The sequence below is a fragment of the Paenibacillus sp. BT-177 genome (genome assembly GCF_025846815.2).
Taxonomy (GTDB): Bacteria; Bacillota; Bacilli; order Paenibacillales; family Paenibacillaceae; genus Paenibacillus; species Paenibacillus polymyxa_C.
In genome coordinates this window covers 655,472-678,447 of record NZ_JAOYTP010000003.1, presented here as the reverse complement: position 1 = coordinate 678,447, position 22,976 = coordinate 655,472, and the positions used below count along the sequence as shown (strand labels likewise).

Genomic DNA, 22,976 nt, shown 5'->3' with positions numbered 1-22,976 from the left:
TTTCCTCCTTCTCCCATGCAGGAAAAGGATGTATCGGGTATTAGCTACCGTTTCCGGTAGTTATCCCTGTCTTGTGGGCAGGTTGCCTACGTGTTACTCACCCGTCCGCCGCTAGGTTATTTAGAAGCAAGCTTCTAAATAACCCCGCTCGACTTGCATGTATTAGGCACGCCGCCAGCGTTCGTCCTGAGCCAGGATCAAACTCTCCATTAAAGACCAACCGAAGTTGGTTTATCGAAAGAGCGATTAGCTCATTTGAAACTGACGAGATAAAACATCTCATTGTTTGATTTTGCGAACAAAATCAGTTTACTCACTCGTTGTTCAGTTTTCAAAGATCAAACATTCTTTGTTTGCTTTAGGATTTCTTTCGTTCCCCTCAGCAACTTTTATAGTATATCATGTTATTCAGGTTTGTGTCAACACTTTTTTTCAAGAGTGTTTTCTGCTTCTTTTATTTCAACACTTGAAGCGACAAGAAAGAATATATCACAAATCCACTATATTGTGCAACTGTTTTTTTAAAAAACTCAGTTAAGTAACAATACACTCGATATAAAGCTCTCTTTGAAGCATCAGGTTAATGATCTCGCCATCTACTTGAATCAACGGACGAGTCGGGTGGTCTCGATCAGCAAATATAATTTCCCCTGTACGGTTATCATTGAGACGCACCTTGGTCCCATTATTAAATTGGGTTAGCTTTTGAATGAAGACTTGCACGACACTTGGGTCCAGCTTTCCAAATGATTCTGATTTGATTTGCTCTAGAACCAGATACGGTGATTGGGCAGGTCGGTATGTTTTCTCCAGAGTCATGGCATGGAATACATCAGCCACCCCTACGATTTTAGCGTATATGTGGATTTGCTCCCCTTTAAGACGCAATGGATATCCAGTACCGTCCACTTTCTCGTGATGCTGAAGAGCTGCCAAACGCACACCTTCGTTAATAGCCTTCACATTTTTAAGCAATTGGTATCCTAGTGATGTATGGCGGCGTACTTCTTCTTGCTCTTCCCGCGTTAGTTGGGAGGGCTTGTACAGAATGGACGGGTCCATCTTAGCATTCCCTATATCATGAAGCAACCCGGCAAAAGCCACCTGCATCCAATCCTTTTGAGGCAACCCAATCCATTGTGCAATGGAGTAAGAGGTAAGGGAGGTTAGCACGGCATTGTGAAAAATATAGTCCACTTCGATCATACCAGGCGGAGTATAGGTCATTACATTATAGCGTTGGATATGCGCCAGCAAGGACTCTAGTTGTCCCCGCAACTCATATATAGATAAATTAGAGACGAGCACTGATTGAAACGCATTCTTAACAAGCATCACCATTTTGTCATACTCATCCTGGAATTGTTCAGATTCATCTCGCCCATCTAACGAAGCTCCCTGCGATTCAGCTGTCCCAGATCGAACAGTGGTAGGCTCGCTACCGGATTTTGCAATATCATCCGTCCCTACCTCTACTTGTTGAATCAAGAAGGCCTCTAAAATCTCTAAGTCACGTGGTAGCAGAATTCGCCCTTTCGGTAGTAGCAAGCTGCCCATTTCAGTAAAAACGTCGCTTTGCAATTTAAGTCCTGCTTTTAATTCGGATACGGGTACAGTTGTCATGGTCAACCTCTCTGTTCTCACAACAGCTGCTCCAGCTGCCAGTTATGATGTCATTATATTACTTGGAAATGATCCTGTACATTCATTTTATGCCATTTAAAACGTACTGGTCTGAATTGATCAGCCTGAACAAGAAAAAAAAGACTCTCTTGACCAAATAGCCAGAGAGTCTCTTCAATCTAAATTTGTTGTTTCTATATTCAGGGCTTATTCGTTCTCAGAAGATTCTGAATCGTTACCTTCCGTATCTTCTGTATTCACTTCAAGAGTTGGTTCAGCAGATGATAGAGTTGGCTCCTCACCAGTTCCTCCATCCTCTAATAAATCCTCAAGCAGTTCATCTTGCTCCTCATTCTTGTTCGCACGACAAACCGTTGCAACCGAATCATCATCGCGAATATTAATCAGTCTTACCCCTTGCGTATTCCGACCCATCGTGGAGATTTCCCCCATGCTAGTCCGGATCAAAGTGCCACTAGCTGTAATAATCATCAAGTCCTCTTCGGCTTTTACAACCTTGAGGCCGACAACTGGGCCATTTTTATCGGTAACGTTAATCGTCTTGATCCCCTTGCCTCCGCGGCTCTGGATACGATAATCCACAGCAGGGGTACGTTTGCCATAACCCTTGGCCGTTACGATCAGAATATCCAGGTCGGTATTGACGATATCCATGCCGATTACAGCATCACTTTCATCAAGACTAATCCCTTTAACTCCTGTAGCACTACGTCCCATAGATCGTACATCACTTTCAGGGAAACGGATAGACATCCCTTGTGCTGTGCCGATAATCATTTCCTGCTGTCCATCAGTCAGCTTCACTTCGATCAGGGCGTCATCTTCGCGCAAGTTAATGGCAATCAGGCCGCCTTTGCGGATATTCGCATAGTCATCAAGAGGTGTTTTCTTAATAATCCCATGTTGGGTCGCAAAGAATAGATAACTGTCCTCCACAAATTCCTCAATTGGAATTACCGCATTGATCGACTCACCCTGTTCAATCTGAATCAGGTTAATAATCGGTGTCCCCCGAGCTGTCCGGCTTAAGTCTGGAATCTCATAAGCCTTAATCCGGTATACCTTGCCCTTGTCCGTAAAGAATAACAAATGATGATGTGAATTCGTAATGAACAGATGCTCTACGAAGTCCTCATCTTTGGTATCCATACCTACTACACCACGACCACCGCGTTTTTGACTGCGATACGTAGTAACAGGAAGGCGTTTGATATATCCAGTATGGGTTACAGTAATAATAACGTCTTCACGCGGAATGAGATCCTCGTCAAGAATACTTTCTTCACCCACTGTAATTTCAGTGCGACGATCATCGGCGAAGCGTCCTTTCAGCTCATTCAGCTCTTCGCTAATGATGTTGAGTACCAGATGCTCATTCGCCAAAATTTCACGGTATTCCATTATCTTTTGAATTAGCTCGTTATATTCGTTCTCGATCTTCTCACGTTCCAAACCGGTTAAGCGTTGCAGACGCATATCGAGAATAGCCTGAGCCTGCTCAAGAGTCAGCGAGAAACGCTCAATCAGTCCTTCACGGGCTGCTTCTGCAGTTTGGGAAGAACGAATCAAGGAAATAACTTCGTCCAGATGGTCAAGAGCAATACGCAAGCCTTCCAGAATGTGTGCTCTAGCTTCGGCTTTTTTCAGATCGAATTCTGTCCGACGACGAATAACCTCAACCTGATGCTTGAGATAATAATACAAGACATCTTTCAGGTTCAAAATCTTCGGCTCATTGTTTACAATCGCAAGCATATTGATACCGAAATTGGACTGCATGGCTGTATGTTTAAACAGATTATTCAGAACGACGTTCGGGTTCACATCTCTACGCAACTCGATAACGATACGCATACCCGTACGGTCGGATTCATCTCGAAGATCCGTAATGCCTTCAATACGCTTGTCACGCACTAATTCAGCAATTTTCTCGACCAGACGAGCCTTGTTCACTTGGTAAGGCAGCTCATGCACGATAATCCGTGCTTTATTGCCAATCTCTTCTATGGTGGTCTTCGCACGCATGGTCACAGATCCGCGGCCAGTCTGATACGCCTGGCGAATGCCTGAGCGACCTAAGATATAACCTGCTGTCGGGAAATCCGGCCCTTGAATGTAATCCATAAGTTCCATCGGCGTAATGTCAGGGTTTTCGATCAGCGCTTGTACACCATCGATAACCTCTCCCAAGTTATGCGGAGGAATATTGGTTGCCATACCAACTGCAATCCCGCCGACACCGTTAACCAGCAAGTTAGGATAACGTGCAGGCAATACGACAGGCTCGTTCTCTTCACCATCGTAGTTAGGCATAAAATCAACGGTCTCTTTGTTCAAATCACGGAGCATTTCCATGGCTATCTTGGACAGCCGTGCTTCAGTGTAACGCATTGCTGCTGCCATATCTCCATCCACGGAGCCAAAGTTACCGTGTCCATCCACCAACATATAACGCAAGGAAAAATCCTGCGCCATCCGCACCATCGTATCATACACAGCCGTATCACCATGAGGGTGGTACTTACCGATAACTTCACCGACGATTCTTGCCGATTTTTTATAAGGCTTATCTGGCGACATGCCTAGCTCGGACATCGCGTACAGAATACGACGGTGTACCGGCTTCAGTCCGTCCCGCACATCAGGCAAGGCACGGCTAACAATAATACTCATGGCATAATCCATAAAGGATTCGCGCATTTCCACTCCGATATCCCTATTGATGATTTGCGAGTTATTTTGATCCGCCATGCTGGTCCTCCTTCTCATCCTTCAATACAGCGCTCTCTATGTGAAAAGCCTAACAAGACACTGCCTATATACTCCGCTCCTTGCGCAGGATTTTGGCTGAAATCCTCATCTGTATAATTATATTACTTTCACAAAAAGAGCACAATTAAACGCATTTGTCCTCTTTACAGCGTAAAACCCTCGTCATTCCCCTTCTGCCTGTAGCAGATTGCTATTTTCTTGTACAACTTACAAGCCCTGATTATAACAAATTCCCCTGAACTGGGGATTAGCCCCCACCCTAAGGGCCTTTTCCACATACAATACGTATACGGTCAGGGTTCTACTTAGCAAAATTCCGAAAAACGCCGTATTTCTCTATTATATCATTGTTTTACGCGCTTGTCCTTTAGTTTCCCTTGTTTTGTTAAAGGGTGTGAATTCCAGGTACATGACTCATATTTCGAAAAGAAAGGGATGAGAATACTTGTCTATTCAGCGAGTATCCAGTAAGTGGGCCAAAACAAATGCCATTCTTCCCCATCCGACATTGGCCGCTTATATACCGGAAACACGTTTGTACACGTTTGAGCACCTGAATGAAATGTTGGCGGTGTATGGAACTGTCTATATTAAGCCGGATAATGGTACTTATGGTAAAGGGGTTATGCGCGCAGAAAGGCAGACAGAGCAGCTTCCGCCGACAGAAGAAGGAATCATCGAAGAGAGAACTTGGTATGTGCTTCGCTATGAAGTAGATATCCTCACCTTTGAAAGTCTGGATGAGTTGCATAGGGTGGTTTCTTCTCGTATAAAGAAACGTCCATATCTAATCCAACGCGGAATTCCTCTTCTTCAGCATGAAGCCCGTCCCTTCGATCTGAGGGTATTAACCCAGATGAACTTGAGACATCACTGGGAAACAACGCTTATTGTAGGGCGTGTAGCTGCTCCTGACAAAGTCGTCACCAATCATCACAGCGGTGGGACAACGCGCTTTTTCAATGAACTGGTGGCTCCATATATGGATGTAAAGGAAGCCGTTCGACTGGAGCAAAAATTATCGAAAATGGGCGAGCGAGTAGCTTGGCAGCTACAAAAAAGATACCCTCGTTTAAGGGAAATCGGGTTAGATGTAGGATTGGATCAGCAAAACTATCCGTGGATTTTGGAGGTCAATACAAGACCAGCCATCAAAGTGTTCGCTTCCCTCCCAAACAAAAGCCTCTATCATAAAATATTCAGATATGCAGTAGGCTACGGCCGGTATACGGCATCCACAGGTAAACCTGTACGCTCTAAGAAAAAGGCCTAAAACATTGAAATTAAATATTCAAATCCATCCGGGCTGGTTAATGACAAGAAAAGGGACGCCCCATTTGGGCGCCCCTTGTGCACTCTTTCCTATACAATCCTAAATGAACAGATAACATAGCCATCAGGATGGAATAACACACATTAGAAATCTAGGTTTTTCACGTACTTCGCATGTTCTTGGATAAAGTCACGGCGAGGTTCTACATTGTCACCCATTAAGGTATTGAACAGCGTATCAGCCAGCATCGCGTCACTGACAGTTACCTGCAGCATTGTACGGCTCTCTGGGTCCATCGTGGTTTCCCAAAGTTGGGTCGCATTCATCTCACCCAAACCTTTATAGCGCTGTACATTGTACTTCGCGTTTTCTCCAAATTCCTTAATGATCTCGTCACGTTCCGCCTCAGAGTTCGCATAACGAACAACTTTGTTACGCTCAACTTTGAATAGTGGTGGCTGAGCAATGTATATATAGCCCGCATCAATGATTTTGCGCATGTAGCGATAGAAGAACGTCAGCAACAATGTGCGAATATGAGCACCATCGACATCGGCATCTGTCATGATAATGACTTTGTGGTAACGGGCTTTGGTGATGTCAAAATCATCTCCGATCCCTGTACCCATTGCTGTTACCATCGAACGTATTTCATCACTGGACAAAATACGGTCCAAGCGTGCCTTTTCAACATTCAGGATTTTACCGCGAATTGGCAAAATCGCTTGAAAGTGACGATCACGCCCCTGCTTGGCCGATCCCCCTGCTGAGTCACCTTCGACGATGTACAATTCACTGATCGAAGCGTCCTTAGAGGAGCAATCCGCCAGCTTACCTGGGAGCGAACTAATTTCCAACGCACTTTTGCGACGTGTAAGTTCACGCGCTTTGCGCGCTGCTTCCCGGGCTCGAGCTGCTTGTAATGATTTATCAACCACACGGCGGGAGACGGACGGGTTTTCCTCCAGGAATTCCTGGAGTTTCTCTGCGAACAGAGACTCGACAATTCCTCGCACTTCACTGTTGCCGAGCTTTGTTTTAGTCTGACCCTCAAACTGTGGTTCTGGGATTTTGACGGAGATGATCGCTGTCAAACCTTCACGTACATCGTCACCGGTCAAATTGGCGTTGTTATCCTTAATCAAGCCATTTTTGCGTGCATAATCGTTAATAATCCGGGTTAATGCACTCTTGAAACCTGATTCATGAGTCCCGCCCTCATGGGTGTTGATATTGTTGGCAAAAGAATAAATATTCTCGGTATAGCTGTCGTTATATTGCAATGCAACTTCGACCTGAATCATGTCACGAGAGCCTTCGACATAAATCGGCTGTTCATGCAGGGCTTCTCTTTTTTGATTCAGAAACTGCACATATTCACTGATTCCACCCTCATAGTGGAATGTATCGCTGGCGCCTGTCCGTTCATCGGTCAAGCTAATTGCAATGCCTTTGTTCAGGAAAGCTAGCTCACGAATCCGCGTCTGCAGCGTATCATAGTCATATACGGTCGTTTCGGTAAAGATTTGTTCGTCCGGATAGAAGGTCGTTTGGGTACCTGTCTCTTCTGTATCACCGATGACTCTGACATCATACTGTGGAGCACCACGATGGTATTCCTGCTCATATACATGTCCATCCCGTTTGACATGAACGATCATTTTGCTGGAGAGCGCGTTCACCACGGATACACCAACCCCGTGCAGACCACCAGACACCTTGTACCCTCCGCCTCCGAATTTACCACCTGCGTGAAGTACGGTCATTACGACTTCCAGCGCTGATTTTTTCATTTTGGCGTGTTCACTTACCGGAATACCGCGGCCGTTATCTGTAACGGTAATGCTATTATCTTTGTGAACGACAACTTGAATGCTGTTACAATAACCCGCCAGCGCTTCGTCAATACTGTTGTCCACAACTTCCCAGACCAGATGATGGAGCCCCTTGACGCTCGTGGAGCCAATATACATCCCGGGACGTTTCCGAACCGCTTCCAGGCCTTCGAGGACCTGAATCTCGCCCGCATCATAAGACGGTTGATTCATAGACATGCCTTTCACCTACTTCTATAGATTTCTATGGTTAAGCATTGGCAACAAACTGGTTTGCCCGCTTTTTGAGTGTTGTTGAGGAGATGGGGGAATAATACACCGTATTCTGAGTCACTACGATGGACTTGGCTTCCTCTTCGCCAATCATCTCGACATGCTTTTGCTGCTGAGCGTGGTTCACGTATTGTTTGGAGATTTTAGAGGATTTTTCAATCGAGATATCGAAAATAGCCACAAGCTCTGACGAGCGGATGATCTTTTCTCCACCCAGATGAATATACATACCGGTCACTCACTCCTTAGTGTTCCACATGCCCGTCGTGGACGTGATAAATATGGGCACCCTTAAGTCGTTCTGCGTTCAACGTCTCAATCCCGGTTGCCGTGATAAAGGTCTGTACCTTGCTTTGGAAAGTCTCGATCAGCTGAGTCTGACGATAGGGGTCCAGCTCGGACAATACATCATCCAGCAGCAGGATAGGATACTCCCCAATTTCCTCATGAATTAATTCTATTTCGGCCAGCTTCAAAGACAGGGCCGTCGTACGCTGCTGCCCCTGAGAGCCATACGTATGCACTTCTCTGCCGTTAATGGCAAAGGCCAAATCATCACGATGGGGTCCCGCCAAAGTCATGCCACGGCGGATTTCCTGTTCCCTCATTTGGGATAACTTTATCATAAATCGCTCCAATAAGACAGCTTCATCTTCTTCCTCTGGCTCACCGAAGGAGGGGACATAGGCTAATTTTAACTCTTCTGTCCCACCTGCAATCCCTTCATGAATGGCCTGGGCCCACTTTTGTAGCTTTGTTATAAATTGTTTCCGCTTTTTTACAATTTTAACACCATGCTCAACAAGTTGCTCATTCCATACCTCCAGCATCAGCTGCACGGACGCCATATCTTTACCCCAAGCTTGCTTGAGCAGGTTATTCCGCTGAACCAGCACTTTCTGATATTGCTGCAAATGATACAAATATCCTGGCGCAACCTGTCCAATTTCCATGTCAAGAAACCGGCGGCGAACCCCCGGTGTTCCTTTGACAATTTCCAGATCCTCGGGCGCAAACATGACCACGTTTAACGAACCGATAAAATCGCTCAGCTTTCGCTGCTCTAGCCCGTTGATCTTTGCTTTTTTGCCTTGTGTGGATAACGAGAGATCCAATCTGATTTTCCCGTATTTTTTATCCACATCGGCAGCTAGATGGGTGGAAGTAGCCCCGAAAGAAATTAATTCCTTATCGCGGGACGTTCGGTGACTTTTAGTCAAAGCCAATACAAAAATCGCCTCAACCAGATTCGTTTTGCCTTGCGCATTTTGTCCGATCAGCAAATTAACGGGCCCGAATTCATTCAGCTCCAACTGTTCATAGTTCCGGTACTGCTGCAAAACAATGTTGTTCACAAACACATAGGGTCCCCCTTGTTATTCCGCACCTAAAAGGAGTCCTTGCCGTTCAGGCGATCATGCTCCTGCCGTAACCTCGAAACGTCCAATGTCCTCTACTTCTACGGTATCGCCTGGGTACAATTTTCTCCCCCGACGTTCTTCTGGCTCACCATTAACGCGGACTTGTCCCTCCTGCAGCAGGGCTTTAGCCATGCCTCCTGTGGATACACAATCGGCTAATTTCAAAAATTGATCGAGTTTGATGTATTCGGTCTGTATAGATATTGGTTTCAAGGCCTGTTCATCCTTTCGCTTGTTCGGGTGGGTGACGCTAGTTGGTTGTGCGATATGGCAGGATGATGTACAGCGCATTGCTGGAATCTGCCGGTTTTAAAATAATGGGGCTCATAATGCCAGTAAAAGCAATCGTCAGCTGCTCGCTGTCAATCACCTTCAGCACGTCGAGCATATATTTGGAGTTGAACGAGATTTTGAGTGGCTCTCCCTCAAATTTAGACACATTTACTTCCTCACGCACTTTACCAAGCTCAGATGAGCTGGAGGAAATCTCTAGATCACCGTTTTCCAACGATTGCATTTTTACAATATTCGTTTTTTCCTCACGGGACAACAAATAAGCACGGTCAATAGACTCGCTCAAACTTTTTGTGTCCACAACCAGTTCTGTTTTGTAGGAAGTCGGAATAATTCTAGAAGTATCAGGATAGGTGCCATCCAAGATGCGGGAATAAAATAACACGCGATCCACCTTAAATAATACCTGATTGTCCGCTACGACGATATCCACAAGCATATTTTGATCCGGAATAATTCTGCTCAGCTCATTGAGCGTTTTGCCTGCAATGACAACATTGCTAAAACGCAAGCCTTCAGACGTATCCAAATGAGCGCTGCGGGTGGCAAGGCGGTGGCGGTCCGTTGCGACAAATTTCAATTCGCCCTCAGCCAGATTCCACAATACACCAGTCAAAATAGGTGTCGTTTCATGGGTAGAGATGGAAAATACCGTCTGTTTAATCATATTTTTAAGCAAATCACCTGGCACAGAGATCACTTGATTTTCCTCAATGTTGGGAAGCACCGGAAATTCTTCAGGGTCCAAACCAACGATCTGAATTTCAGTAGCACCGGATGAGATAAAGGTTTGGAATTGGTCTTTTACCTCCATACGGATCTCCTGAGACGGCAACTTTTTGATAATTTCGACAAAGAATTTAGCGGGTAGCACTACACTGCCGGGTTGTTCGATCTGAACGACCGTTTGGTCACCATCCTCCATCGGAATAAAGGATTGAATAGAAATATCTGTATCGCTGGCGGTCAGTGTGACTCCCTGGTGATTCACATCCAGCTTAATACCACTCAAAATTGGAATTGTCGTCCGACTGGATATCGCTTTGGATACATGTTGTATGGCCTCGTTCAAAACGTTTTTCAGAATGCTAATCTTCATAAGTTCCTCCTACGGGTTTTAATCCTGCAAGCACGCGTTGACGCGGGCCTTATATAGGTGATGTATATCTTTAAAATATATTAGTAATAGTAATAGGCGCACTGAATATGTGGATAACTATCTGTAACCCTAATAAAATCAAGCCTATCCACATGTGTATAAATTGTGTATAGGCTCTGAACTTGTTCAGGTTGGATTTTTGATTTTTTCTATTAGGTTGTTGATAACTTTAAATAGATCCTGATCCACTTGAATGGATTTGGAGATTTTTTCGTGCGCATGAATGACAGTCGTATGATCACGTCCGCCGAAAGCTTCACCGATTTTCGGCAAAGAATAGTCGGTTAGCTCACGGGAAAGATACATGGCAATCTGCCGTGGGAAAGCCACAGCCTTCGTCCGTTTACGCGCTTTGAAATCTTCCAGCCGTAGATTATAAAATTCCCCGACTTGATGCTGTATATCCTGAATCGTGATCATTTTTGGACGGCTGGATGGGATAATATCCTTTAACGCCTCAGCCGCGAGATGGCTTGATACATCCTGATTGGTTAAGGAAGAATAAGCGACAACGCGAATGAGCGCCCCTTCCAGCTCACGGATGTTTGTATCAATTTGATTCGCGATATACATCATGGCCTCATTAGGAATATCCAGGTTTTCCGCCCGCGCCTTTTTCCGAAGAATAGCAATTCTCGTCTCCAGATCCGGCGGTTGAATATCCGTAATCAGTCCCCACTCGAAGCGAGAGCGCAGCCGTTCTTCCAACGTTGGAATTTCTTTAGGCGGCCGATCGCTTGAGATTATAATCTGCTTGCGTTCCTCATGAAGCGCATTGAACGTATGGAAAAATTCCTCTTGCGTCGATTCCTTGCCCGCAATGAATTGAATATCATCAATGAGCAAAATATCAATGTTGCGATATTTATTCCGGAAACTTTCCCCGCGGTTGTCCCGGATGGCATTAATGAATTCATTCGTAAACTTCTCCGACGATAAATAAACGACCTTGCTGGTCGGATTGTGCTCCAAAATATAGTGTCCGATAGCATGCATCAGATGCGTTTTCCCCAGACCTACACCACCGTATAGAAACAGCGGATTGTAAGCTTTGGCCGGCGCCTCGGCGACGGCCAGCGATGCCGCATGGGCAAAACGGTTCCCCGATCCAATGACAAATGTATCGAATGTATATTTGGGATTCAGCATATGGGATACAGCTTCTTCTTGAATGACCGGCTGCTGCTGAGGTTGTTGCTGAAGGTCGACCTCGGCGGGCTTGTTCTCTTCAATAACGAACTTGACCTCTAAATGTTTGCCCAAAATCTCATAAACCGTTGCTCCGACTAACTTGGTATAGCGGCTTTCAAGCCATTCCACGGCAAAAGTTGTCGGTGCAGAAATCACAATGGAGTGGTCATTTAGTTTCGCTGCCTTGGTAGCCTTAAACCAAGTGTCGTAACTCGGCTTACTCAGCTTGGTTTGTATGATGGATAGAATTTGCTGCCATAGTTCAGAGGTATGGCTGTCCACAGACGTCACTCCTTTTAAATCCTGACATTTTGCCGAATTAAGCTGCAGAGAGCTGCTCTCGGCGCTTCGGCAAAACGCCTAAAATCACAAAAATATTGTTGAAGGCCATAAAAAGACATACCGCCGCCTAAATCATGCGGCAGTGTAGTGAGAGAACGCAGCACAAAATGCCCTGAAAAATAGTAATGGAAAATTCCACTGCTGATCAGCAGAAGAAGGGTGATATTTCTCAGGAGGGAATGTGCGGCACGATCCGTTCTCTTGATCCCGCAGGCCAAAACGGGACTGCAATATGTCGAAATCAAATGAAAAATGTAGAATATATCCCCAGAATCCCGAATCCGCACAAAAATAAAAAGATGGATAAATTGAACTTGTTCACAACTTTATCCACAGGGTGTTGATAATATGGAGGGTAAAACAACATATTCACATTCAAAAGTAATATCATCATAGCAAAAGAAGCCTTGTATTTCAATGACTCGTGGTTATTTATCCACAAATTCAATCTGTTGTGTACAATTTTTATTCACAACACAAGATATTGTTTATAATTTGTTCAGTTTTCGACAATAACTCTTTTTCACTCTAAAATGTTATGCACAGGTTATGACCATTTAAATCACAATTCCATTCTTTTTGTGGATCTGTGTATAACACCTGTTGCCTTTTGGTTACAGTGGCTTGTTTTTGTGTTGAAAATTTCCGGTAACGTTTCCGACATTATTTTTGGCAAATCAGATGGTGGGGATCTGAAACGGCGTGGGTTCAAATGCGGAAATAAATAAATGAAAAAAAGAGCAGTTAAAAGAGCGGTATATGTGAGGAACGAAAGTCACAGTAAAATGTTGATGAATCTTGATCATGCAGAAGAAGCAAAAAAATCAGGAATAAAGGGGAAGAAAAGAGTAGAGTGAATGATGGGGGAAGACGGAGAGGGTTTCTGAATGTGAAAAAGAGGGAGAGAATTCAGAAGTACATTGACTTTGGCCGCTATTTGTGGTTAAATGTACAAAGGTGTTTTTTGTGGAGATTGCTATGTTAGGTATATTCCATATAAAACGTATTCCTTGTAAGGAGGTGCAGCACAATGAGACCGACTTTCAGACCGAATGTCAGCAAACGTAAAAAAGTTCACGGCTTCCGTAAAAGAATGAGCACGAAGAATGGCCGTAAAGTTTTGGCAGCTCGTCGCCAAAAAGGTAGAAAAGTATTGAGTGCGTAATGCGTGCATAAAGACCACTACGGTGGTCTTTTTTTTCATAATTGAACTATTTATGGATCGGATTGCTTCTTCTAATTGTAGAAATGTAGTGTAAAAAGAGGGACAAGTCCTGCATCCTGCTCTATATTAGATGAAGTTTTTGAAAACGGATATAAAATAAGCGAGATTACCATGTTGGAATATTGTCCATACTTCTTACTATATAAGAGGTAAGGGTTGCTTACCGATATGTGTAAAAGAGATGAGCAAGGAGAAGCGCCGTGCAAAAAAAATTGCGTCTACGAAACCGGGCGGACTTTGGGCGCGTATACCGCCATGGCAAATCTTTTGCCAACCATCAGTTTGTGGTGTACTGGTTCCGCCGCAGAGAGGTAGAGCAGTTCCGCGTCGGAATTTCGGCTAGCAAGAAGATCGGCAATGCAGTTGTCCGCAACCGGATGCGCAGGATCGTTAAGGAAATCGTGCGCCATCATGAGCAGGAATTGGTGGAGCAGATTGACCTGATTTTTATCGTTCGTAAGGGTGCGGTTACAAAGTCGTATCAAGAGCTGGAGAAAAGCGTGCTGCACGTTTTGCGCAAAGCCTCGCTGCTCAAGTCTACGCGCCGATAGTCAGTATCTTTGTCCTACAGGATATGGTATGATTTACGTTGGAATGGATTGGTTAAGAAAGGGGTTATGAAGTGTCGCGTTTGAAGACTCAACGGGGAAAATGGTTCCTCCTGATTGCCTTATTGGCACTTGTTGCTGTGCTGTCCGGATGTACCCAGGCGGCTCACAATTCTTACACGACGGCAGACTTGGCCAATGGATCTTGGTGGCAAAGATATGTCGTTTACTGGTTTTCGTATGCGCTGGATACATTTGCCCAATGGTTCTCTGGAGAATATGGCCTGGCCGTACTGATTCTGGTGATCATCGTGCGTACCATTATTTTGCCGCTTACACTCAAGCAAGTACGCAGTTCCAGAGCAATGCAGGCTATTCAGCCGCAATTAAAAGAAATTCAAGCGAAATACAAGGATACACCTGAGCGAGTCCAGCAAGAAACGATGAAATTGTTTCAAGAAAACAAGGTTAACCCAATGGCGGGCTGTCTGCCTTTGTTAGTACAGATGCCCATTTTTATCGCGCTTTATAATGCCATTTATTATAACTCGGCATTGCGGGATCATGACTTTTTGTGGCTCCAGTTAGGTAAACCGGATCACTTCTTTATCCTGCCGATTCTAGCAGCGATTACGACTTTTATCCAAACTTGGATGATGATGAAAATGAATCCGACACCGCAGCAAGGACCCATGCAATTTTTGCTGTATGTCTATCCGGTGCTGATTCTATTCATGTCGTATAACTTCCCGTCTGCTTTGCCGTTGTACTGGTTCTTCAGTAATATTTACACGATTGTTCAAAACTATTTCCTTTATCGGAATAATGATAAGGACGCAGCATTGGCTAATGTGAAAACAGCCAGTCTCACGAAAACAGGTTCCTCTAATGGTAAGAAAAAAAGTGGTAAAAACACGAAGGGGGCTAAAAAGTCGAGATGACCAAAGTCGTGACATCAGGAAAAACCGTTGAAGATGCTGTAAGACAAGGACTCTCCCAGCTGGGAGTAAGCCGTGAACGGGTAACCGTAAACGTGTTGGAACAGCCGTCAAAAGGATTCCTGGGGTGGCTAGGGGTCAAAAAGGCGAAGGTGGAGCTTACGCTGCTTTCTGAGCCGTCTCCTGAAACTACACACACGGCTGAAACTCATGTATCGGCTCAAGCACCTTCTGACGTGGGACAGGCTGTATCACAAGCTGGGTCTGTTGCGCAGGAAGCGCAGAGGAATATGGAAGCATCCAGGGGACATATAGATCCTTATGAAGAGGCGGTGCGTTTCATCCGTGAAACTGCTGCAGGCATGGGACTGGACGTCGAAGTCGATGTCCGTCATCGCAAGGATGAAAGTACTCTGGATATCTCCGGTCCATCGCTCGGTATGCTAATTGGCCGCAGAGGACAGACATTAGATGCCTTGCAGTACCTGACGAATATTGTTGCTAACCGTCATTCTGATAAATTTATCCGAATTGTGCTGGATGCCGAGCAATTTCGTGCACGTCGGCGGAAAACGCTAGAGGATTTGGCGGAACGATTAGCGAACCAAGCTGTTCGCTATGGCAAGGAAGTGGTACTGGAGCCAATGCCGTCCCAGGAGCGGAAGCTGATTCACGCCAAGCTCCAGCAGCATGCGCTGGTTAGAACATACAGCAAGGGGGACGAGCCTAATCGGCGCGTTGTCATTGCCAAGAAATAATCCGACGCAATGGCTCTCTGCAAGCTGCAGAAGCCATTGCTTTTTTTCTTATATTTCACACTGAACGGGTGCCGTCCTTAATGAAGGGCGGCAATGCCGTTTTTACTTGATAGGAGGTAGAAACGATATGCTGAGCGATACCATAGCTGCCATTGCAACGGCTGTCGGCGAGGGCGGCATTGCAGTTGTGCGGGTCAGCGGTCCAGAAGCGGTCACGGAAGTGGAGGCTTTGTTCCGTAGTAAAACGCCCTTAAGTAAGGTTCCGACGCACACGGTACACTATGGACATATTATAGATCCTCAAAGCCAAGAGAAGGTGGAGGAAGTTTTAGTTACAGTGATGCGGGCACCACGCTCTTTTACAACAGAAGATGTGGTAGAGATCAGCACTCATGGCGGGGTGGTAGCCGTTAAACGAGTGATGGATTTGTTACTGCTGCAAAATATACGTCTGGCTGAGCCAGGTGAATTTACGAAACGTGCTTTTTTGAATGGTCGTATTGATCTGAGTCAAGCGGAGGGCGTCATTGACTTAATTCGCTCCAAATCGGATAAAGCCTTTTCGATGGCTTTGAAGCAGGTGGATGGGCAACTGTCCCAGAATATTCGTCGTTTGCGTCATGTTTTGGTCGAGACACTTGCTCATATCGAAGTAAACATTGATTACCCTGAGCATGATGTAGAATCCTTTACGTCTGAGTTAATCAAGGATAAAAGCAGCCAGGTCATGGCGGAAATTGATCGGCTGTTGCATACAGCGGAGCAGGGGAAAATTTTGCGTGAAGGGCTGACTACAGCGATTGTCGGAAGGCCGAATGTAGGCAAATCGTCACTGCTAAACACACTGGCTCAGGGCGAACGAGCGATTGTGACCGATATTCCGGGTACGACCCGTGACGTTATTGAGGAGTATGTGACGATTAATAATATTCCGCTCAAGTTGCTGGATACAGCTGGAATCCGGGAAACGATGGACGTCGTGGAACGGATCGGGGTAGAGCGTTCGAGAACGGCAGTGAGTGAAGCGGATCTGCTGCTCATCGTCATTAATGCCAACGAACCACTGCACGAGGATGAAATGGCATTAATGGAACAAATCCGCGGTAGACAAGCGATTGTTATTATGAATAAAATGGACTTACCGGCCCAAATAGACCGGGATTTGTTGCTGCGCTATGTTCCTGAAGAGCTTATTGTGCCGATGTCTGTGAAGGAAAATGAGGGAGCAGATCGGCTGGAGCAGGCTATATCGAATTTATTCTTTAGCGGCAAGCTGGAATCAGCGGATATGACGTATGTCAGCAATGTACGGCATATTGCTTTGCTGAAGAAAGCGCGCCAATCATTGGTAGATGCCTATGAAGCCGCTGATCAATTTGTTCCGATTGATATGATCCAGATTGATGTAAGGCTGGCATGGGAGCAGTTGGGTGAGATTGTAGGCGATACTGCGCATGATGCGTTAATAGATCAAATATTTTCACAATTCTGTCTGGGTAAGTAGAACATTCAAGCATGGCTGTTTTAAGCCTGCTATCGTTATAGATACACAAGAACATATTCGGGGTGAAGACTCGAATGTATAAGGAGGTAAGAGAGGTATGGGATATCAAGGAGGCGACTATGATGTGATTATCGTCGGTGCGGGCCATGCGGGCGTAGAATCCGCCTTGGCAGCAGCACGGATGGGCTGTCGTACATTGATGATCACAATTAACCTGGATATGGTCGCATTCATGCCCTGCAACCCGTCTATTGGTGGTCCCGCAAAGGGTCATGTAGTACGGGAAATTGATGCATTGGGCGGCGAAATGGGTCGGAATATCGACAAGACATTTATCCAAATGAGAATGTTAAATACTGGTAAGGGCCCTGCCGTGCATGCCTTGCGTGCGCAAGCAGACAAGTTTTCTTATCAGCATGCGATGAAGGAAACGATGGAGAAGGAACCGAATCTGACCTTACGCCAAGGTATGGTTGAAGAACTGATTATAGAAGACGGTAAATGCGTAGGTGTCATTACGAAGACGGGCACAGAGTATCGTAGTAAAGCAGTTGTCCTGACTACTGGCACCTATCTGCGCGGAAAAATCATTATGGGTGAGCTGATGTATGAGAGTGGTCCGAACAATCAGCAGCCTTCGTTGAGACTTTCTGAACATTTGAGAGAGCTTGGTTTTGATCTAGTTCGGTTTAAGACAGGAACACCACCACGTGTCCATAAGGATACAATTGATTTTAGTAAAACAGAAATACAGCCAGGCGATGATCAGCCGAAGTTCTTCTCCTATGAAACGAAGTCCTCGGATAATGAGCAGCTTCCTTGCTGGCTGACGTATACTTCAGTGGAAACACATCAGATTATTAATGATAATTTGCATCGTGCACCGATGTTCTCGGGTCTGATTGAAGGAACGGGACCACGTTATTGCCCATCTATTGAAGATAAAGTGGTGCGTTTCAGTGATAAGCCGAAGCACCAAATCTTTTTGGAGCCTGAGGGTAAAAACACATCTGAATACTATGTTCAAGGCTTGTCGACAAGCTTGCCAGAGGATGTGCAATTAGCAGTACTGCGTACCATTCCAGGGATGGAAAAGGTAGAAATGATGCGTAATGGTTACGCTATTGAATATGATGCGATGGTACCTACTCAGTTGTGGCCTACTTTGGAAACGAAAAAAGTACCTGGCTTATTCACGGCAGGTCAAATTAACGGGACATCTGGTTATGAAGAAGCTGCGGGTCAAGGAATTATGGCTGGTATTAATGCAGCTCGTAAGGTGCAGGGCAAAGAGCCCGTCGTACTGGATCGTTCTCAAGGCTACATTGGGGTTCTGATTGACGATCTGGTGACGAAGGGTACAAATGAGCCATATCGCCTGCTGACCTCCCGTGCAGAATACCGTCTGTTGCTGCGGCATGATAACGCGGATCTGCGATTGACTCCGATTGGGCATGATATTGGCCTGATTACAGATGAACGATACGAGCGCTTTTTGGATAAAAAACAAAAGGTAGAACAAGAAATTGAGCGTTTGCGTTTAGCTAAAGTTCGTCCAGTTGATGTAAATGAGATGCTGGAGCAAGGTGGATCTGCACCGATACAGGATGGCAGTAATTTGTTAACGGTGCTGCGTCGACCTGAGATTAGCTATGCACAAGTGGCACAAATTTCACCTTCACCTGTAGCCCTTACTGAGGAAGAGCAAGAACAGGTGGAGATCCAAATTAAGTATGCGGGCTACATTGAAAAGCAGTTGATGCATGTAGAACGCCTGCAAAAGATGGAGAAGAAGAAGCTTCCAGAGGATATCGCATACAATGAAGTTCAAGGCTTGGCCATTGAAGCTAAGCAGAAACTTGAGAAGATTCGTCCGATGTCCATTGGTCAGGCATCCCGTATCTCCGGTGTAACTCCTGCGGATATTTCCATTTTGCTGGTTTATTTGGAGCACTATAACCGTGTAACGGCAGCGAGGGGATCTTAATGGACGCGATACAACAGCAGTTCAAGCAGCGGCTGGCAGAGCATAGCATTGTGATTAATGACAGTCAGTTAGAGCAGTTTGAAACATATTACCGTGTGCTGGTTGAATGGAATGAAAAAATGAACCTGACGGGTATTACTGAGCGAGAAGCGGTGTACACCAAGCATTTTTACGATTCTGTTTCACTTGCCTTTTATGTTCCGTTAAATGATGTGGAGAGCCTGGCTGACATTGGGTCAGGCGCAGGTTTCCCTGGTATCCCTTTGAAAATATGTTTTCCACATATTCAATTGACCATTGTAGACTCATTGAACAAACGGATACAATTCTTAGCACATGTTGTAGAGCAGTTGGGACTGGAAAATGTCGAACTGATTCACAGCAGGGCAGAGGAATTGGGACGCAAAGCAGGATATCGTGATAGCTATGATCTGGTCACAGCCCGAGCCGTTGCCCGTCTCGCGGTACTAAATGAATTTTGTCTGCCTTTTGTCCGTGAAGGTGGGCACTTTGCAGCGATGAAGGGTAGCGATCCAACCGAAGAAATCAAGGAAGCTTCCTACAGTTTGAAAGAGCTGAAGGGGAGAATTAAGCATGTTCAGGCCTTCCAGCTACCTGTTGAGGATGCAGCTAGACATATGATTATTATTGAAAAAAGAGCAGCTACACCACGGAAATACCCGCGTAAGCCAGGTACTCCTTTGAAGGCTCCGTTAGTGTAAATGTTTGAAAGAAAGTGAATGTTTCACGTGAAACATTCACTTTTTTTATGGTTTATAGATCTTTGCTTAAGAAGACTCCTTGCGTAATACCCTCTACATAATTTTATTCTTTTATCCTTTCGAAAAGCTGGTAGAGACGATAGGATTATGACTGGAAAAGTGATAGAATAGAGATAATCGTTTTAGTGTAAGTTGGCTGCTTCCCGTACTCATGATTTCAGATATACATATAGGGAAGTGGGACAACAAATGTCAGGGGAGTACGTGGAGTGTACCCGCTTACGGCGCTGTCTCATATAGAAGGGTCTACAATCCCCGTAAGGAACTGTTTTTCACGAAGCGCTGTTTGTATGGTGCTATTATGAAATTAGGTGGTATTATACGGAATGAAAGAACAATTTTCCAAGCTATTTGGTTTGACGGAGCGATCCAATGGGGACGAAATAAAACAAATTCCAGTTCGGGATATTGTCAGCAGTCCTTATCAGCCCCGCACCATATTTGACGACGAGAAGATTGATGAGCTATGCCAGACTATTAAGACGCATGGTGTAATTCAACCGATTGTCGTTCGTTTCCGTAATGGACAATATGAAATTATAGCAGGGGAACGTCGTTGGAGAGCTGTCACCAAGCTGGGTATGGAGACGATTCCAGCCATTGTTCGTGAGTTTAATGATTCACAAGCTGCATCCATCGCGTTGATTGAGAATCTTCAGCGTGAGGGTCTAACTGCGATTGAAGAGGCTGTGGCTTATCAAAAGCTGATTGACCTGCATCAACTTACCCAGGAAAGCCTCGCTCAGCGACTTGGCAAAAGCCAATCCACTATTGCTAATAAAATACGGCTGCTTCATTTGCCGGAGAGAGTGAAAGAGGCCCTAATGGAACGGAAGGTGTCCGAGCGTCACGCCCGTGCATTATTGTCGTTAGAGACCGAAGAACTACAGTACAAGGTTTTAGATGAAGTAATTGCTAAGGAACTCAATGTGAAGCAGACAGAGGCACGAGTTGCCTTTTATAAACAAGTATCCACGATTAAGAAATCAAAGCGGATTTCCTTTACTAAGGATGTCCGGCTTGCGCTGAATACGATTCGTCAATCCATTGATATGGTGTCTGGCTCAGGGTTGGATATCAAAACAAAGGAATCTGATCATGAGGATCACTATGAGATTGTCATTCAAATTCCCAAACGTAAGTAAGGGATGAAGCGTACAGCGGCAGCAATTGCCGCTTTTTCTGTCTAACGCCAACATAAAACCGCAGCATACTCGTATTCTATTTTGAAAATTGCCGTTATCCGTAAGTTAAGGACTAAGTAACGTCTTCATAGAGCTTTTGCAATCATGGAACGTAGCAGGATTCCGATTAAATTATGAGGTGAATGAAGTGTCAAAAATAATAGCCGTAGCCAATCAAAAGGGCGGAGTAGGCAAAACGACTACTTCCGTGAATTTGGGCGCCGGACTTGCTTCCCTCGGCAAAAGGGTATTGCTCGTGGATATCGACCCGCAAGGTAATACAACCAGCGGTGTGGGTATCAATAAGGCGGATGTGGCAAATTGTATTTATGATGTACTCATTAACGAGGTTGACCCTAGCGAGGCGATTATCAGTACACAGGTCGAGGGATTGGATATTATCCCGGCAACCATTCAATTAGCAGGTGCTGAAATCGAACTGGTACCAACTATTTCTCGCGAATTGAGATTAAAAAGATCACTTCAGCTCGTCAAGCATAATTACGATTATATATTAATAGATTGCCCTCCATCACTGGGGATTTTGACGCTCAATTCCTTGACGGCTTCCGATTCAGTCATTATTCCGATCCAATGTGAATATTATGCGCTGGAAGGCTTAAGCCAATTGTTGAATACCGTGCGTTTAGTACAGAAACATTTAAACACCTCATTGCAAATTGAGGGTGTGTTGCTAACTATGTTTGATGCTCGCACAAACTTGGGTATTCAGGTCATTGAAGAAGTGAAAAAGTACTTTCAAAGCAAAGTTTATCAGACGATTATTCCACGCAACGTGAGACTCAGCGAAGCACCATCACATGGCCAGTCCATTATTACGTATGATCCCCGTTCTCGTGGGGCAGAGGTATATATTGAGTTGGCAAAGGAAGTGGTATCTTATGAGTAAACGGTTGGGAAAGGGACTGGACGCACTTATTCCCTCCCTTACAGTCAGTGAAGAGGATAAGGTTGTTGACATTCCGCTCAGCCAGTTGCGGGCGAACCCATACCAGCCTCGGAAAACGTTTGATGAGGAGTCCATTAAGGAACTAGCGGAATCCATTCGTCAGCACGGTGTTATCCAACCCATTATTGCGCGTAGTGTCTTGAGAGGATATGAGATTATAGCCGGGGAAAGGCGGTTTCGGGCATCTCAATTTTGCGGGAATCCAACCATACCTGTGGTTGTTCGCAATTTTACAGATCAGCAGGTAATGGAGATTGCCTTGATTGAGAATTTGCAGCGTGAAAACTTAAATGCAATGGAAGTGGCAGTAGCTTATCAGGGGTTAATGGATCAATTCTCCTTAACTCAGGAAGAGTTGTCCATGAAAGTGGGAAAATCACGTTCACACATTGCCAATTTCCTTCGCTTGCTCGCATTGCCTGAGGAGGTTAAAGATCATGTTTCACGTGGAACATTGTCTATGGGGCATGCTAGAGCAATTGTTGGGCTCAAAGATCCAGACATGGTAAAACAAATAGCCTTGCAATGCATTGAGCAACAGTGGAGTGTTCGTGAACTCGAGGAAGCCGTACAGCAGTTGGATCATAAACCTGGAGAAACAAAAGCTAAAGCAAAGGTACGAAAAAAGGACCCCTATATTGACCATATGGAAGAGTCCCTACGCGAGCGTTTTAAAACAACTGTGAAGATCAAGCACAATAAAGATAAAGGCAAAATCGAATTGAATTATTACAGCCAGCAGGATTTGGAAAGATTACTGGAGCTATTACAGTAGTCTGTAAAAATATGGACATGTCTCCTTGAGTGAAATGGAAAGTGAGATATGTCTTTGCTTTGTCTGGAATTGCAGGAATCAGAATGGTTTTGATGGATAAA

Annotated in this window: 19 protein-coding genes and 1 rRNA gene; 11 read left to right on the top strand and 9 right to left on the bottom strand. The window is 45.0% G+C overall.

Going from position 1 to position 22,976, the window contains the following annotated elements; translation table 11 throughout:
• The 3 genes from OIU26_RS13545 to gyrA form a co-directional block, all read right to left on the bottom strand.
• A 16S ribosomal RNA gene (locus tag OIU26_RS13545) occupies positions 1-213 on the bottom strand; the annotation flags it as partial.
• 321 nt (positions 214-534) lie between these two features.
• Positions 535-1,623 (bottom strand): HD-GYP domain-containing protein, encoded by a 1,089-nt coding sequence (locus OIU26_RS13540; protein ID WP_025679408.1) that lies wholly within the window; start codon positions 1,621-1,623, stop codon positions 535-537.
• A 207-nt stretch (positions 1,624-1,830) separates the two neighbouring features.
• Positions 1,831-4,395, bottom strand: a complete 2,565-nt coding sequence (gyrA, locus tag OIU26_RS13535; protein WP_025679406.1) for a DNA gyrase subunit A — start codon at positions 4,393-4,395, stop codon at positions 1,831-1,833.
• Between the two features lie 466 nt (positions 4,396-4,861).
• Here gyrA and OIU26_RS13530 point away from each other — a divergent pair, with 466 nt between their 5' ends.
• Positions 4,862-5,689: a YheC/YheD family protein gene (locus OIU26_RS13530; RefSeq protein ID WP_016822437.1), complete on the top strand. Its 828-nt coding sequence runs from the start codon at positions 4,862-4,864 to the stop codon at positions 5,687-5,689.
• Positions 5,690-5,832: 143 nt separating this feature from the next.
• On the opposite strand, the gene gyrB is transcribed toward OIU26_RS13530, so the two are convergent.
• The 6 genes from gyrB to dnaA form a co-directional block, all read right to left on the bottom strand.
• The gene (gene gyrB, locus OIU26_RS13525; protein ID WP_013368648.1) at positions 5,833-7,743 is read right to left on the bottom strand and encodes a DNA topoisomerase (ATP-hydrolyzing) subunit B; all 1,911 of its coding nucleotides are present in this window, start codon (positions 7,741-7,743) and stop codon (positions 5,833-5,835) included.
• Between the two features lie 31 nt (positions 7,744-7,774).
• Positions 7,775-8,026, bottom strand: coding sequence for an extracellular matrix regulator RemB (gene remB, locus OIU26_RS13520; protein WP_007433255.1), 252 nt, complete (start codon positions 8,024-8,026; stop codon positions 7,775-7,777).
• Between the two features lie 16 nt (positions 8,027-8,042).
• Complete coding sequence (gene recF, locus OIU26_RS13515; RefSeq protein ID WP_058830899.1) at positions 8,043-9,158, bottom strand: DNA replication/repair protein RecF; 1,116 nt, start codon at positions 9,156-9,158, stop codon at positions 8,043-8,045.
• Between the two features lie 54 nt (positions 9,159-9,212).
• The gene (yaaA, locus tag OIU26_RS13510) at positions 9,213-9,431 is read right to left on the bottom strand and encodes a S4 domain-containing protein YaaA (RefSeq protein WP_016822440.1); all 219 of its coding nucleotides are present in this window, start codon (positions 9,429-9,431) and stop codon (positions 9,213-9,215) included.
• Between the two features lie 37 nt (positions 9,432-9,468).
• A complete protein-coding gene (dnaN, locus tag OIU26_RS13505; RefSeq protein WP_264217112.1) occupies positions 9,469-10,611 on the bottom strand; it encodes a DNA polymerase III subunit beta in 1,143 nt (380 codons plus the stop codon).
• A gap of 186 nt (positions 10,612-10,797) precedes the next feature.
• Positions 10,798-12,144 (bottom strand): chromosomal replication initiator protein DnaA, encoded by a 1,347-nt coding sequence (dnaA, locus tag OIU26_RS13500; RefSeq protein WP_264217111.1) that lies wholly within the window; start codon positions 12,142-12,144, stop codon positions 10,798-10,800.
• Positions 12,145-13,234: 1,090 nt separating this feature from the next.
• On the opposite strand from dnaA, the gene rpmH reads away from it, so the two are divergent.
• The 10 genes from rpmH to OIU26_RS13450 all read left to right on the top strand — a co-directional run bounded on the left by rpmH (position 13,235) and on the right by OIU26_RS13450 (position 22,875).
• On the top strand, positions 13,235-13,369 hold the full coding sequence (gene rpmH / locus OIU26_RS13495; RefSeq protein ID WP_007433250.1) for a 50S ribosomal protein L34: 135 nt from the start codon (positions 13,235-13,237) through the stop codon (positions 13,367-13,369).
• A 260-nt stretch (positions 13,370-13,629) separates the two neighbouring features.
• A complete protein-coding gene (gene rnpA / locus OIU26_RS13490; RefSeq protein ID WP_013373922.1) occupies positions 13,630-13,980 on the top strand; it encodes a ribonuclease P protein component in 351 nt (116 codons plus the stop codon).
• A 71-nt stretch (positions 13,981-14,051) separates the two neighbouring features.
• Positions 14,052-14,918: a YidC/Oxa1 family membrane protein insertase gene (locus OIU26_RS13485; RefSeq protein ID WP_129548491.1), complete on the top strand. Its 867-nt coding sequence runs from the start codon at positions 14,052-14,054 to the stop codon at positions 14,916-14,918.
• Entirely contained in the window at positions 14,915-15,673 is a 759-nt protein-coding gene (jag, locus tag OIU26_RS13480; protein WP_165082268.1) for an RNA-binding cell elongation regulator Jag/EloR, read from the top strand. The genes OIU26_RS13485 and jag overlap by 4 nt, the downstream gene beginning before the upstream one ends.
• Before the next feature lie 127 nt (positions 15,674-15,800).
• On the top strand, positions 15,801-17,177 hold the full coding sequence (mnmE, locus tag OIU26_RS13475) for a tRNA uridine-5-carboxymethylaminomethyl(34) synthesis GTPase MnmE (protein ID WP_264217110.1): 1,377 nt from the start codon (positions 15,801-15,803) through the stop codon (positions 17,175-17,177).
• Between the two features lie 97 nt (positions 17,178-17,274).
• Entirely contained in the window at positions 17,275-19,164 is a 1,890-nt protein-coding gene (gene mnmG, locus OIU26_RS13470) for a tRNA uridine-5-carboxymethylaminomethyl(34) synthesis enzyme MnmG (protein WP_013373918.1), read from the top strand.
• Positions 19,164-19,886 carry a 16S rRNA (guanine(527)-N(7))-methyltransferase RsmG gene (gene rsmG, locus OIU26_RS13465; RefSeq protein ID WP_040102455.1) on the top strand — a complete coding sequence of 241 codons (723 nt, stop codon included), beginning with the start codon at positions 19,164-19,166 and terminating at the stop codon, positions 19,884-19,886. Before mnmG ends, rsmG begins: the two co-directional genes overlap by 1 nt.
• A gap of 386 nt (positions 19,887-20,272) precedes the next feature.
• On the top strand, positions 20,273-21,091 hold the full coding sequence (gene noc / locus OIU26_RS13460) for a nucleoid occlusion protein (RefSeq protein ID WP_013373916.1): 819 nt from the start codon (positions 20,273-20,275) through the stop codon (positions 21,089-21,091).
• Positions 21,092-21,278: 187 nt separating this feature from the next.
• A complete protein-coding gene (locus OIU26_RS13455; RefSeq protein ID WP_013373915.1) occupies positions 21,279-22,040 on the top strand; it encodes a ParA family protein in 762 nt (253 codons plus the stop codon).
• Entirely contained in the window at positions 22,033-22,875 is an 843-nt protein-coding gene (locus OIU26_RS13450; RefSeq protein WP_264217109.1) for a ParB/RepB/Spo0J family partition protein, read from the top strand. Before OIU26_RS13455 ends, OIU26_RS13450 begins: the two co-directional genes overlap by 8 nt.
• Positions 22,876-22,976 lie beyond the last annotated feature (101 nt).

What these genes read in the sequence shown, in the direction of transcription:
- rpmH (WP_007433250.1), top strand. Translation starts at nt 13,235, where the DNA reads ATGAGACCGACTTTCAGACCGAATGTCAGCAAACGTAAAAAAGTTCAC.
- OIU26_RS13450 (WP_264217109.1), top strand. Translation starts at nt 22,033, where the DNA reads ATGAGTAAACGGTTGGGAAAGGGACTGGACGCACTTATTCCCTCCCTT.
- dnaN (WP_264217112.1), bottom strand. Translation starts at nt 10,611, where the DNA reads ATGAAGATTAGCATTCTGAAAAACGTTTTGAACGAGGCCATACAACAT.
- rsmG (WP_040102455.1), top strand. Translation starts at nt 19,164, where the DNA reads ATGGACGCGATACAACAGCAGTTCAAGCAGCGGCTGGCAGAGCATAGC.
- mnmE (WP_264217110.1), top strand. Translation starts at nt 15,801, where the DNA reads ATGCTGAGCGATACCATAGCTGCCATTGCAACGGCTGTCGGCGAGGGC.
- gyrA (WP_025679406.1), bottom strand. Translation starts at nt 4,395, where the DNA reads ATGGCGGATCAAAATAACTCGCAAATCATCAATAGGGATATCGGAGTG.
- jag (WP_165082268.1), top strand. Translation starts at nt 14,915, where the DNA reads ATGACCAAAGTCGTGACATCAGGAAAAACCGTTGAAGATGCTGTAAGA.
- gyrB (WP_013368648.1), bottom strand. Translation starts at nt 7,743, where the DNA reads ATGTCTATGAATCAACCGTCTTATGATGCGGGCGAGATTCAGGTCCTC.
- OIU26_RS13540 (WP_025679408.1), bottom strand. Translation starts at nt 1,623, where the DNA reads ATGACAACTGTACCCGTATCCGAATTAAAAGCAGGACTTAAATTGCAA.
- mnmG (WP_013373918.1), top strand. Translation starts at nt 17,275, where the DNA reads ATGGGATATCAAGGAGGCGACTATGATGTGATTATCGTCGGTGCGGGC.
- remB (WP_007433255.1), bottom strand. Translation starts at nt 8,026, where the DNA reads ATGTATATTCATCTGGGTGGAGAAAAGATCATCCGCTCGTCAGAGCTT.
- noc (WP_013373916.1), top strand. Translation starts at nt 20,273, where the DNA reads ATGAAAGAACAATTTTCCAAGCTATTTGGTTTGACGGAGCGATCCAAT.